General features: G+C 66.1%; 11 protein-coding genes. 5 read left to right on the plus strand and 6 right to left on the minus strand.

What is annotated here, in order from left to right; translation table 11 throughout:
- The first annotated feature begins 108 nt into the window (after nt 1-108).
- From HDG33_RS24230 to proC, 5 genes are all read left to right on the plus strand, one after another.
- On the plus strand, nt 109-1,602 hold the full coding sequence (locus HDG33_RS24230; RefSeq protein WP_090803097.1) for an FAD-linked oxidase C-terminal domain-containing protein: 1,494 nt from the start codon (nt 109-111) through the stop codon (nt 1,600-1,602).
- A 182-nt stretch (nt 1,603-1,784) separates the two neighbouring features.
- Nucleotides 1,785-2,873, plus strand: a complete 1,089-nt coding sequence (gene glcE, locus HDG33_RS24235; RefSeq protein ID WP_184034493.1) for a glycolate oxidase subunit GlcE — start codon at nt 1,785-1,787, stop codon at nt 2,871-2,873.
- An 8-nt stretch (nt 2,874-2,881) separates the two neighbouring features.
- Nucleotides 2,882-4,108: a glycolate oxidase subunit GlcF gene (gene glcF, locus HDG33_RS24240; RefSeq protein ID WP_184034495.1), complete on the plus strand. Its 1,227-nt coding sequence runs from the start codon at nt 2,882-2,884 to the stop codon at nt 4,106-4,108.
- Nucleotides 4,109-4,144: 36 nt separating this feature from the next.
- Nucleotides 4,145-4,843, plus strand: coding sequence for a YggS family pyridoxal phosphate-dependent enzyme (locus HDG33_RS24245; RefSeq protein ID WP_184034497.1), 699 nt, complete (start codon nt 4,145-4,147; stop codon nt 4,841-4,843).
- Between the two features lie 77 nt (nt 4,844-4,920).
- Nucleotides 4,921-5,736 carry a pyrroline-5-carboxylate reductase gene (gene proC, locus HDG33_RS24250; protein ID WP_184034499.1) on the plus strand — a complete coding sequence of 272 codons (816 nt, stop codon included), beginning with the start codon at nt 4,921-4,923 and terminating at the stop codon, nt 5,734-5,736.
- Nucleotides 5,737-5,867: 131 nt separating this feature from the next.
- Here proC and ubiA read toward each other — a convergent pair whose 3' ends face one another.
- The 6 genes from ubiA to recG form a co-directional block, all read right to left on the minus strand.
- Nucleotides 5,868-6,731, minus strand: coding sequence for a 4-hydroxybenzoate octaprenyltransferase (ubiA, locus tag HDG33_RS24255; RefSeq protein WP_184034501.1), 864 nt, complete (start codon nt 6,729-6,731; stop codon nt 5,868-5,870).
- 232 nt (nt 6,732-6,963) lie between these two features.
- Nucleotides 6,964-7,461, minus strand: a complete 498-nt coding sequence (locus HDG33_RS24260) for a Dps family protein (RefSeq protein ID WP_184034504.1) — start codon at nt 7,459-7,461, stop codon at nt 6,964-6,966.
- 153 nt (nt 7,462-7,614) lie between these two features.
- Nucleotides 7,615-7,779: a hypothetical protein gene (locus tag HDG33_RS24265; protein WP_184034506.1), complete on the minus strand. Its 165-nt coding sequence runs from the start codon at nt 7,777-7,779 to the stop codon at nt 7,615-7,617.
- A 96-nt stretch (nt 7,780-7,875) separates the two neighbouring features.
- A complete protein-coding gene (locus tag HDG33_RS24270) occupies nt 7,876-9,330 on the minus strand; it encodes a catalase (RefSeq protein ID WP_184034509.1) in 1,455 nt (484 codons plus the stop codon).
- A gap of 411 nt (nt 9,331-9,741) precedes the next feature.
- Nucleotides 9,742-10,701, minus strand: a complete 960-nt coding sequence (locus HDG33_RS24275; RefSeq protein ID WP_184034512.1) for a LysR substrate-binding domain-containing protein — start codon at nt 10,699-10,701, stop codon at nt 9,742-9,744.
- A gap of 102 nt (nt 10,702-10,803) precedes the next feature.
- Entirely contained in the window at nt 10,804-13,140 is a 2,337-nt protein-coding gene (recG, locus tag HDG33_RS24280) for an ATP-dependent DNA helicase RecG (protein WP_184034515.1), read from the minus strand.
- Between the last annotated feature and the right edge of the window lie 162 nt (nt 13,141-13,302).

A 13,302-nucleotide genomic window follows, 5' to 3' on the forward strand; every position in this document is an offset into this window, starting at 1 on the left:
CGGCAACCGCGCCAAGCTGAACACGCAAGTGATGCAAAGCAGGCAGCACGAAACAGCCGGCTCGAACCAGCAAGCCGGACCGGCGCAAGCCACGAGGAGACAACTCACATGAACGCACCCGCTGAACTGTCGGCCGAAGTCCTCGCGCAGCGTCAGCGCGAAGTCGTGCAGGCGCTGATGGCCGTGTTGCCGACCCACTGTCTGCTGTATCGCGAAGAAGACACCGTCGCGTACGAATGCGACGGACTCGCCGCGTACCGGCGTTTGCCGCTCGCGGTCGTGTTGCCGGAAACCGAATCGCAGGTGCAGCGCATCGTGCAGATCTGCCATCGCCTCGAGGTGCCCATCGTGCCGCGCGGCGCGGGCACCGGGCTGTCCGGCGGCGCGATGCCGATTCGGCACGGCGTGGTGGTATCGCTCGCGCGCTTTCGCAAGATCGTCGAAGTCGACTCGTACGCGCGCATCGCGACCGTGCAGCCGGGCGTGCGCAATCTGGCGATCTCCGAAGCCGCGGCGCCCTATGGTCTTTACTATGCGCCGGATCCGTCGTCGCAGATTGCCTGCACGATCGGTGGCAACGTGTCGGAGAATTCGGGCGGCGTGCATTGCCTGAAGTACGGCCTCACCGTGCACAACGTGCTGCGCGTGCGCGCGGTCACGATGGAAGGCGAGATCGTCGAATTCGGCTCGCTCGCGCCCGACGCGCCGGGGCTCGATCTGCTCGCGGTGCTGATTGGCAGCGAAGGCATGTTCGCGATCGTCACCGAGGTCACCGTCAAGCTGATCCCGAAGCCGCAAACCGCGCAGGTCATCATGGCCAGCTTCGACGACGTCGTCAAAGGCGGCGACGCCGTTGCGGGCATCATCGCGGCGGGCATCATTCCGGCCGGCCTCGAGATGATGGACAAGCCCGCCACGCGCGCGGTCGAGGAGTTCGTCAACGCCGGCTACGACCTCGACGCGGCGGCGATCCTGCTGTGCGAATCGGACGGCACGCCCGAGGAAGTCGCGGCCGAGATCGTGCGCATGACCGCGGTGCTGCGCGAGCACGGCGCGACCCGTATCCAGATTTCACGCACGGAAGCCGAGCGCCTGCGCTTCTGGTCCGGGCGCAAGAACGCGTTTCCGGCCGCCGGCCGCATTTCGCCGGACTACTACTGCATGGACGGTACCGTGCCGCGCCGCAGTATCGGGCCACTGCTCGCGCGCATCGAGGAGATGGAGAAGACCTACCAGTTGCGCTGCATCAACGTATTCCATGCCGGCGACGGCAACATGCACCCGCTGATCCTGTTCAACGGCAACGACCAGGACGAGTGGCATCGCGCCGAGTTGTTCGGTTGCGACATCCTCGAAGCTTGCGTCGAGCTGGGCGGCACGGTGACGGGCGAGCATGGCGTCGGCATCGAGAAGATCAATTCGATGTGCGTGCAGTTCTCGCCCGAAGAGCGCGACACGTTCCACGCGGTCAAGCGAGCATTCGACGCGCCCGGCCTGTTGAACCCCGACAAGGGCATCCCGACGCGGGCGCGCTGTGCCGAATACGGCAAGATGCACGTGCGCGGCGGGCTGCTGCCTCATCCCGAGCTGCCGCGCTTCTAGCGGCTGGCGTTTGCAGCGCGCATCCACCGTTCGCCGCGCCCGCGCCGATGCTGGCGCGGCCTGCGCGGCGCTTTGCGCCCTCTCCTCCAGACCGATGCCGCGCCCCGTCATGCGGGTGCGCTCCGGCTTGCCAGCGAGCCGCCGCCCGGTACAATCAAACCAAACACAACGAGCAGGCCACCATGGAAGAGGACGACATCGTCGCCGTATGGTCCGAACGCGTGCGGTCGGCCAGCGCCGAGGGACGCGCGGTGCGCATCCGCGGCGGCGGCACCAAAGACTGGTATGGCCAGACGCTGGAAGGTGAGATCCTCGACACGCGCGCTTATCGCGGCATCATCGCGTACGATCCGGCCGAGCTCGTGATCACCGCGCGCGCGGGAACACCGCTGCTGGAAATCGAAGCCGCGCTCGCCGAGCACAACCAGATGCTGCCGTTCGAGCCGCCGCACTTCGGGCCGCAAGCCACCTTCGGCGGCTGCATCGCCGCTGGGATTTCGGGGCCGCGCAGGCCGGCCGTCGGCGCCGCGCGCGACTTCGTGCTCGGCGCCGTCGTGATGAACGGCCAGGGGCAGGTGCTGCACTTCGGCGGCCAGGTCGTCAAGAACGTCGCGGGTTACGACGTGTCGCGGCTGCTCGCGGGCTCGCTCGGCACGCTCGGGCTGATCCTCGAGCTGTCGGTCAAAGTGCTGCCGCGGCCGCAGGTCGAAGCCACGCTGAAGTTCGACATGAACGGCACCGACGCGGTACGCAAGCTCAACGAATGGGGCGGCCGGCCCCTGCCGATCACCGCGAGCGCATGGCGCAACGGCACGCTCGCGGTGCGCCTGGGCGGCGCGGAAGCCGCGGTCAAGGCAGCGCGCACCGGGCTCGGCGGCGAAGTCGTCGATGCGGTCGAAGCTGAACGCTTCTGGGCCGGCCTGCGCGAACAGACCGATTCGTTTTTCGCGGGCATTCCACCGAAGGCCGCGGTGTGGCGTCTCGCGCTACCGTCGATCACCGAGCCGCTGCAGCTGCCCGGCGCGCAACTGATGGAATGGGGCGGCGGCCAGCGCTGGTGGATCACCGACACCGACGCGCAAACCGTGCGTATCAGCGCGAAACAGGCCGGCGGCCACGCGACCATCTTCCGCAGCGGCCACGGCTACGACCGCAGCGCCGGCGTATTCACACCGCTGCCCGCGCCGCTGATGAAAATCCATCGCGGCCTCAAACATGCATTCGACCCGGCCCGCATCTTCAACCGCGGCCGTCTCTACTCCGACTTCTGAGCGACGCGATGCAAACCAACCTCGCGGACTTCATTCGTAATACGCCCGATGGCAACGAAGCGGACGCCATCCTGCGCAAATGCGTGCATTGCGGTTTCTGCACGGCCACCTGCCCAACCTACCAACTGCTTGGCGACGAGCTCGACGGCCCGCGGGGGCGCATCTATCTGATCAAGCAGATGGTCGAAGGCGCGCCGGTCACGCGCAGCACGCAGGTTCACCTCGACCGCTGCCTGACCTGCCGCAATTGCGAATCGACCTGCCCGTCGGGCGTGCAATATGGGCGGCTCGTCGAAATCGGCCGCAAGCTCACCGAAGAGAAAGTCACGCGTCCGCTCAATCAGCGGCTGATGCGGCGCCTGCTCGCGAGCGTGCTGCCGAACAGCGCGATCTTCACGCCGGCGATGCGGCTGGGTCAGCACGTGCGCGGCCTGCTGCCGAAGAAGCTGCGCGACAAGGTGCCCGCGCGCCAACACCCGCTCGAATGGCCGAGCGCAAAACACGAACGCAAGGTGCTGATGCTGGCGGGCTGCGTGCAACCGTCAATGATGCCGAACGTCAACATCGCGACCGCGCGCGTGTTCGATGCGCTCGGCATCGAAACACTGATCGCGCCCGACGCCGGCTGCTGCGGCGCGATCCGCCTGCACCTCGGCTACCACGACGAAGCGCTCGACGACCTGCGCGCGAACATCGACGCATGGTGGCCCTACGTCGAACAGGGCGTTGAAGCGATCGTGATGAACGCGTCGGGCTGCGGCGCGACGGTCAAGGAATACGCGCACCTGCTGCGCCTCGATCCGAACTATGCCGAGAAGGCGCGCCGCATCGTCGAATTGACGCGCGACGTCTCCGAGATCCTGCCCGAGTTCGAAGAACGGCTCGTCGCCATCACGCGCCGCCGCTCGGTACACACGGTCGCGTTTCATCCACCCTGCACGCTGCAGCATGGCCAGCAGATCCGCGGCAAGGTCGAGCAACTGCTCGGCGCGCTCGGCGTCGAAGTGCGCCTGCCCGCCGACAGCCATCTGTGCTGCGGCTCGGCCGGCACCTACTCGCTGCTGCAGCCGCGCCTGTCGTACGCGCTGCGCGACCAGAAGCTCGAGCGTTTGCAGGCGCAGGAGCCGCAGGTGATCGTGTCGGCGAACGTCGGTTGCATCGCGCATCTGCAAAGCGGTACGTCGACGCCGGTCGCGCACTGGATCGAATTGGTCGAGCACATGCTCTCCGTATAATCGGGGCATCGTCTTCGCTGAACACCGGTTCGTTCCATGTCCGATCTGCCTCACAATCTCGCCGACGTGCACGAGCGCATCGCCAGGGCCGCGCAAGCGGCCCACCGCGACGCGCAGTCCGTGACGCTGCTCGCGGTCTCCAAAACGTTTCCCGCCGATGCCGTGCGCGCCGCTCATGCGGCCGGTCAACGCGCATTCGGCGAAAACTATGTGCAGGAAGCGCTCGACAAGATCCAGACACTTGCCGATCTGCGCGCGTCGCTCGAATGGCATTTCATCGGGCCGCTGCAATCGAACAAGACGCGGCCCGTCGCCGAGCATTTCGACTGGGTACATTCGGTCGATCGGCTGAAGATCGCGCAGCGGCTGTCGGAGCAGCGCCCGGACAACCTGCCGCCGCTCAACGTGTGCCTGCAGGTCAACGTCAGCGGTGAGGCGTCGAAGAGTGGCGTCGCCGTCGCCGAGGCGGCCGCTATCGCGCAGCAGATCGCCGCGCTGCCGAAGCTGAAGCTGCGCGGACTGATGTCGATTCCCGAACCGGGCGGCGATCTCGCAGAACAACGCGCGCCGCATCGCCAATTGCGCGAGTTGTTCGAGCGCTTGCGTAACGACGGGCTCGCGCTCGATACGCTGTCGATGGGCATGTCGGCCGATCTCGAAGCAGCCGTGCTCGAAGGCGCGACGATCGTGCGCGTCGGCACCGCGATCTTCGGCGCACGCGATTACTCGCGCTGAGCAATTTCCACGGGCCTTGCGCGAACCTGGCTGCGCGAAGCCCTCACCGCATCTCATCTGAACCTACCCGGACCATCATGAAAATTGCGTTTATCGGCGGCGGCAACATGGCCGCGGCGTTGATCGGCGGCCTCATCAAGCGGGGCGTCGCGCCCGCGGACCTGTACGCGGTCGATCCGAACGAAGACGCGCGCCAGCGCAACGAGCAGCAATTCGGCATCCGCACCGGCGCGGCCGCCGACGTCACGCTCGCCGACTACGACGCGGTCGTGCTCGCGGTGAAGCCGCAGATACTGAAGAGCGTCGCCGGGACGCTGGCGCCGCATCTGCGCGCGTCGCAACTCGTCGTCAGCATCGTCGCGGGCATTCGGATCGGCGATATGTCGCGCTGGCTCGCTGGCCACGACCGCGTCGTGCGCGTGATGCCGAATACGCCGGCGCTGATCGGCAGGGGCGTCACGGGTCTCGTCGCCAGCAGCAGCGTCGACGAAGCGGGCCGAGCGCTCGCGTCGCAGGTGCTCGGCGCGGTCGGCGAAACCGTCTGGTTCGACGACGAAGCGAAGATCGACGCGGTCACCGCGATCTCGGGCAGCGGGCCGGCCTACGTGTTCTATTTCATCGAAGCGCTGCAGGAAGCCGCGCGCCAGCTCGGTATGGACGAAGCGCAGGGCCGCGCGCTGGCGGTCGCGACCTTCACGGGCGCCGCGCAACTCGCGGCCAATTCCGACGAGCCGCCGAGCGTGCTGCGCGAGCGCGTGACATCCAAAGGCGGCACGACCGCGGCAGCGCTCGCCTCGTTCGAAGCGAGCGGCATCAAGGACGCGATCGTGCGCGGCGCACTGGCCGCCGACGCGCGGGCGCGCGAGATGGGCGACGAGTTCGGCAAGCAGTAACGCGAACCGGCGTCGAAAAGAAACAGCGGAAACAGACACGCCGTAGCGCGACTGTCCTTCTTCTCATCAGGGCAGGCGCCTACGGCGTGTAGAAACGCAGCGGTCTGAAGCCAGAAAAGCGCTGACGCGAATTAAAACGAAGCCACCACGTAATGCGCGGCGATCCCCGCGAACAACGCGCCGCCGAGCCAGTTGTTGTGACGGAACGCGGCAAAGCACGGCATGCGCTCGCGATGGCGGATCAGCGTGTAGTGATAGATCGCGCAACCCACCGCGACCGCCCAGCCGAGCCAGTACAGCGGACCAAACCCGAGCGTCACGCCGATGCCGACGTAAATCCCGAGCGTCACCGCATAGCACAGCATGACCGCGGCCACGTCGAAACGGCCGAACGTCAGCGCCGACGTCCGGATGCCGATCTTGATGTCGTCGTCGCGATCGACCATCGCGTATTCGGTGTCGTACGCAACGGCCCAGAAGATATTCGCGACCAGCATCACCCACGCGAGCAGCGGCACGTGATCCTGCACAGCGGCGAACGCCATCGGAATACCGAAGCCGAACGCGATGCCCAGATACGCCTGCGGAATCGCGAAGAAGCGCTTCATGAACGGATACGTGCCGGCGACGAACAGCGCGACCACCGACAACTCCCTGGTCAATGCATTGAGCGGCTGAATCAGTAGAAACGCGACCAGCGACAGCACGGTTGCCAACCCGACCGCTTCCCACGCATTGATCTTGCCGGACGTGATCGGCCGGTTCTCGGTGCGCTTCACGTGACGGTCGAAATCGCGGTCCGCGTAGTCGTTGATCGCGCAGCCGGCCGAGCGCATCAGCACCGTGCCGAGCGTGAAGATCACCAGCAATTGCCACGACGGATGACCGCCGGACGCGATCCACAGTGCGTTGAGCGTCGGCCACAGCAGCAGCAGGCTGCCGATCGGCTTGTCCATGCGCACGAGGCGCAGATACAGGGGAAGTCGGTCGAACATGGGACGAATTCGGTGAAGTGCGACACGGTGCGCCTATTTTACGGGAAGCGCACGGCGGCCCAGGATTCGCGCGGCCGCGTATCGAAGTGCCACGCGCTCGAATCTGTGCGTCGTGCGGCAGCGGCGCAAAAAACAAAGCCTCCCGTGCAGGGAGGCTTGTGCGTTTTTAGCACGGCGCGCGCGATGCCGGCGCCGGCATCGGACTCGACTTGACCGGCTCGGCTGCGCCAAATCAGGCGAGCAGCGAGCGCAGCATCCATGCGGTCTTTTCGTGTGTCTGCATGCGTTGCGTGAGCAGGTCGGCGGTCGGCTCGTCGTTGGCGGCTTCCGTCGACGGGAAAATCGCGCGCGCGGTGCGCACCACCGCTTCCTGACCTTCGACCAGCTGACGGATCATGTCTTCCGCGGCCGGCACGCCGTCCGCTTCGGGGATCGACGACAGCTTCGCGAAATCCTTGTAGCTGCCCGGCGCATGCACGCCCAATGCGCGGATGCGTTCGGCGATCGAGTCGACCGCGAGCGCGAGTTCGTTGTACTGCGTTTCGAACATCAGGTGCAGCGTATTGAACATCGGACCCGTGACGTTCCAGTGGAAGTTGTGGGTCTTCAGGTACAGCGTGTAGGTGTCGGCGAGCAGACGCGACAGCCCTTCGGCGATCTTCTTGCGATCCTTGTCGCTGATCCCGATGTTGACGTGCTGTACTGCTGCGGCGGCTTCTTTCTTGGCCATGATGACTCCTTTGAAGAGTGATACGAACCGGTCGGCAGATGACGGTCAGCGAAAACACGAATAAAACGTTCGACAGTGTAGCGTGAATGCCGCAAGGTTTGCGCAACGCGTGCCCGAGAGCCTTGCTGCGCAGCCATTCTGGCGGTACAGCGCTCAGCCGCCCAGTGCGTGTTGCAACGCCTGCGCGGCGATTACCGCAAAGCCGCTCGCGACGATCGCAAAGCCCAGCGCCTTGCGAAACATCAACGCCTGCCATTGCGCCTGCATGCTCGGCGCGGCGGCCCGACCGCCAATGCTCGCCATCATCATCCGAATCATGATCGTACTCCGGGTTCGTCTCGTGACGGACCGCAGCAATGCGCCGCGCCGTCGATTACTTTGCCACTGCTTTACCATCCGCCGCGTATATGACGCCTAGCGGTTCCTGCCTTCCCGCAACGCGGCGAGCGCCGCGATCACACCTTCCGCGTAAGCCGGATCGGCGCGGCGGAAATGCTCGATCTGACGCGCGACGATCTCCTGCGGCACGCCGTCGATATGTCGCGCGATATTGCCGAACAGACGCTCACGTTGCGCGTCGTCGAACAGCGCGAACAACATGCGCGGCTGCGTGTAGTAGTCGTCGTCCTCGCGATGCTCGTAACGCGCGACCGCGCCCGCCGCGAGCGGCGGCTCGGACGCGTTCGCGTCCTGCACGAAGTCGCCGAAGCGATTCGGCTCGTAATTCACGTTGCCGCCGCGATTGCCGTCGGTGCGCAGCGCGCCATCGCGATGAAACGAATGCGGGTTCGGCACGCGCGGCGCATTCACCGGAATCTGGTGATGATTGATGCCGAGCCGGTAACGCTGCGTATCGCCGTACGAGAACAGCCGCCCCTGCAACAGACGGTCCGGCGAAAATCCGATGCCCGGCACCACGTTCGCCGGCGTGAACGCCGCCTGCTCGACGTCCGCGAAATAGTTCGCCGCGTTGCGATTCAGTTCGAGCGTGCCGACGTCGATCAACGGATAGTCCTTCTGCGACCACACCTTCGTGATGTCGAACGGATTGAAGCGGTAGTTCGCCGCATCCGCTTCCGGCATCACCTGAATTGCGAAGCGCCACTTCGGAAAGTTGCCCGCGTCGATGCTGTTCACCAGATCGCGCTGCGCGCTTTCGCGGTCATCGGCGACTACCTGCGCGGCATCGGCGTCGGTGAAGTTCTCGATGCCTTGCAGCGACTTGAAGTGGAACTTGACCCAGAAACGCTCGTTGCTCGCGTTGATGAACGAGTACGTGTGCGAGCCGAAGCCGTGCATCTGCCGGTAGTTCTTCGGAATGCCGCGATCGCTCATCAGAATCGTCACCTGATGCAGCGACTCCGGATGACTCGACCAGAAGTCCCACGCGGCGACGTTGCTGCGCAGATTCGTGTACGGATCACGCTTCTGCGTATGAATGAAGTCCGGAAACTTGAGCGGATCGCGAATGAAGAACACCGGCGTGTTGTTGCCGACCACGTCCCAGTTGCCTTCCCCGGTGTAGAACTTGATCGAGAAGCCGCGCACGTCGCGCTCGGCGTCGGCCGCGCCACGCTCGCCGGCCACCGTCGAAAAGCGCATGAAAAGCGGCGTTTCCTCGCCGACCTGCGCGAATACCTTCGCCTTCGTGTAGCGCGAAATGTCGTGCGTCACCGTCAGCGTGCCGAACGCGCCCGAACCCTTCGCGTGAACGCGCCGCTCGGGAATCACTTCGCGATCGAAGTGCGCGAGCTTTTCGAGCAGCCAGACGTCCTGCAGCACCACGGGGCCACGCGGGCCGGCGGTCATCGAGTTCTGGTTATCGGCGACGGGCGCGCCGGCGGCATTGGTGAGCTTACGTTCGGACATGGGCACTCCTGCGTGGTTTCTATCGAATCGGGGGAAAAGCATGTGACATCCGTGCGTGACGGACGCCGTCACGGGTAGGCACGTCAGGCGGCCAGCACCCGGTCGGCCAGCAACGACACGGCGACCGTCCGGATACTCGGCGCGGCGGCCGTCGTGGCCGGTTGCGGGGGAAAAGCGTGGATGGGCTGTGAAGGCGCTTGCATGGTGTTTTCCTCCTGGCTTGTCTCGCGCCCCGACTCGGAGTCTGGGCGCTGAGCCTTATCGAATAAAGGGATCGGGCGATCCGTGGAGGAAACTATAGCAACATCTATCGAATATTCGTATTTGATTAATTTAATCTATTCGATAGGGCTTGCGCCCTTTTTGCGGCAGGCCGCACCGGTGTCCGGCGCGGCTGCGGATGATGGCGAGTCAGTTGACGGCGGCGGGCAGATCGAGCTTTTTGACGCCCGGCAGGTCGCACGCGGCGACGGCATCGCAGATCGCGTCGATCGCGGGCATGCGCGTGAAGCTCTTGCGCCATGCCAGCACGACGCGGCGATCGGGCACCGGCTCGTCGAACGCGACATAGCTGAGCAGGCCCGCGTCGATACCGCCCGCATGTGGCTTGACCTCGTGCACCGACATGCGCGGCAGCACGGTAATGCCGACGCCGCTTGCGACCATATGACGAATCGTTTCGAGCGACGAGCCCTCGAAGGTCTTCTGGATGCCGTCGGCGTTCTGCGAAAAGCGCATCAGCTCGGGACACACGCCGAGCACGTGATCGCGGAAGCAGTGGCCGCTGCCGAGCAGCAGCATGGTTTCCTGCTTCAGGTCGTCGGGGTCGATCTTCGGGCGGCTTTCCCATGCGTGGCCGGACGGCAGCGCGACGACGAACGGCTCGTCGTACAGCGGACGCAGCATCAGCCCGGTTTCGGGAAACGGCAGCGCCATGATCGCCACGTCGATTTCGCCCTGCTTGAGCAGCTCGATCAGCTTCAGCGTGTAGTTTTCCTGCAGCATCAGCGGCATTTGCGGCACGCGCCGGATCATCTGCTTGACGAGCGTCGGCAGCAGGTACGGTCCGATCGTGTAGATCACGCCGAGGCGCAGCGGACCGAGCAGCGGGTCCTTGCCCTGCTTGGCGATTTCCTTGATCGCGAGCGTCTGCTCGAGCACGCGTTGCGCCTGCGTAACGATCTGTTCGCCGATCGGCGTCACGCTGACCTCGCTGGTTCCGCGCTCGAAAATCTGCACGTTCAGCTCGTCTTCGAGCTTCTTGATGGCGACGGACAGCGTGGGCTGGCTGACGAAACACGCTTCGGCGGCACGGCCGAAGTGCCGCTCGCGGGCCACCGCCACGATGTATTTCAATTCGGTGAGCGTCATTCGGGGATCAATCAGTCCGATGGATTCGATAGGTTCTAGTTATACACCTATAGGGTCGGTTCGCCAACTTTTTAGCCGTTGTGCTTGCGGCGGGGACGGCGCTCAGGCCTTCAGATACTGCTCGCGCGCGCCGAGCCAGCGCGCCAGATGCTGGATGACCACGTCCGGATATTGGTCGAGCAGCGTCGCGGCGGCTTCGCGCGCCGGCTCGATCAGGTGCTGATCGTTCTGCAGGTCGGCGAAACGCAGCATCGCGGCGCCTGACTGCCGCGCGCCGAGGAACTCGCCAGGCCCGCGGATTTCGAGGTCGCGGCGGGCGATCTCGAAGCCGTCGGTGGTTTCGCGCATCGTTTGCAGGCGCGCGCGGGCGGTCATCGACAGCGGTCCGGTGTAGAGCAGCACGCAGACCGACGCGGCGCTGCCGCGCCCCACGCGTCCGCGCAACTGATGCAGCTGCGCGAGACCGAAGCGCTCCGCATGCTCGATCACCATCAACGATGCGTTCGGCACGTCGACGCCGACTTCGATCACCGTGGTCGCGACCAGCAGCTGGATCTCGCTGCGCGAGAACGCGTCCATCACCGTGGCCTTTTCGGCGGGCGCGAGGCGCCCGTGCACCAGCCCGACCTTCAGCTCGGGCAGCGCGGCCACCAGCGTCTCGTAGGTCTCGACCGCGGTTTGCAACTGCAGGGTCTCGCTTTCCTCGATCAGCGGACACACCCAGTACACCTGGCGCCCCGTCAACGCCGCCTCGCGCACGCGGCCGATCACCTCTTCGCGGCGCGCGTCGGACACGAGCTTCGTGAGGATCGGGGTGCGGCCGGGCGGCAGTTCGTCGATCGTGGAGACGTCGAGGTCCGCGTAGTAGGTCATGGCGAGTGTGCGCGGAATCGGCGTCGCGGACATCATGAGTTGATGCGGCTGGAAGTCGGCCGCGCCGTCGGCGGCGCCCTGCGCCTTCGCGCGCAACGCGAGCCGTTGCGCGACGCCGAAGCGATGCTGCTCGTCGACGATCACGAGTCCGAGGCGCGCGAACTCGACCGCGTCCTGGATGATCGCGTGCGTGCCGATCACGAGCTGCGCGGTGCCGAGCGCGGCCGCTTCGATCGCGGCGCGCTTCTCCTTCGTCTTCAGACTGCCCGCGAGCCACGCGACACTCACGCCGAGCGGCTCGAGCCAGCCGCGCAATTTGCGCGCGTGCTGCTCGGCGAGAATTTCGGTCGGCGCCATCAGCGCGGCCTGGTAGCCGGCGTCGATCGCCTGCGCGGCGGCGAGCGCCGCGACGATCGTCTTGCCGCTGCCGACGTCGCCCTGCAACAGCCGCTGCATCGGATGCGGCTGCGTCAGATCGAGTGCGATCTCGCCGCCGACGCGCTGCTGCGCGGCCGTCAGCGAAAACGGCAGCGCCTTCAGCAGCCGCGCGACCAGCGCCGACTCGTCGCCGAGCTTGCGGCGCGGCATGGCCGGCGCGGCGCGCGTGCGCCGCTCGTCGTGCGCGCGCTTCAGCGACATCTGCTGCGCGAGCAGCTCCTCGAACTTGATGCGCACCCAGGCCGGATGCGTGCCGTCGATCAGCGCCGTTTCGTCCGACTGCGGGCCCGGATGATGCAGCGTGCGCACCGCGTCCATCAGCGCCGGCACGCCGAGCGGTTCGAGAAACGCGCGCGCGACCGGCGCGGGCAGCAGCTCCGGCAGCGACGTGCGCGCGAGCGCGTTGTCGATCGCCTTGCGCAGATACGCCTGCGACACGCCCGCGGTGCTCGGATAGACCGGCGTCAGCGCCTGCGGCAGCGGCGTGTCTTCATCGACGACGCGCACGGTCGGGTGCACCATCTCCATGCCGAAGAAGCCGCCCCGCACGTCGCCGCGCACGCGCAGGCGCGCGCCGGGCGCCATCTGCTTGACCTGCGAGCCGTAGAAATTCAGAAAGCGCAGCACGAGTTCGTCGCCGTCGGCGTCGCGCAGCTTCACGAGCAACTGCCGGCGCGGGCGATAGGCGATCTCGTTGTCGAACACCACGCCTTCGGTTTGCGCGATGCCGCCGGGCAGCATGTGACCGATCGGCGTCAGCGAGGTTTCGTCTTCGTAGCGCATCGGCAGATGCAGCACGAGGTCGATGTCGCGCGTGAGGCCGAGTTTGGCGAGCTTGTCGGCGGTTTTGACCGGGGCTTTGGCGGCGGCTTTTGCCGCGCCTTTGGTTTTGGCGGCGGGTTTGTCGTCGCTCGCGTGGTCGGCGGCGAATTGATCCGGCGGGTCGCCCGCGTGGCCGCCGGGCTTGTCGCCGTCGCGCCCGGCATCGTGGCCAGCGGCCATCATGCCGCCTTGCGCGCCCGCTTGCGCCGCATCCCGCTCCCCCGCCTCCGCCCGCGCACCGCGGCGCCGCGGTTCGGCGCCCGATTCGAGGGTGGCAACGGACGATCGGCGGTCGGACAAAGGCATAGGCTGCTTCGCAAGTACAATATCGGGTGCTGTCGAAAAGAAGTCGTGCCGCCCTTCGCGCGTCCAGCGTAGGCAGGATGCGGCACAAAGCGCGCGGGCCGCTTCGGCGTCCCGTCATCATAGCCGCCCGGCTCCGGCTTCGGCTCAATTCAGTCCCAATTC

The organism is Paraburkholderia sp. Cpub6 (assembly GCF_014201065.1).
GTDB lineage: Bacteria > Pseudomonadota > Gammaproteobacteria > Burkholderiales > Burkholderiaceae > Paraburkholderia > Paraburkholderia tuberum.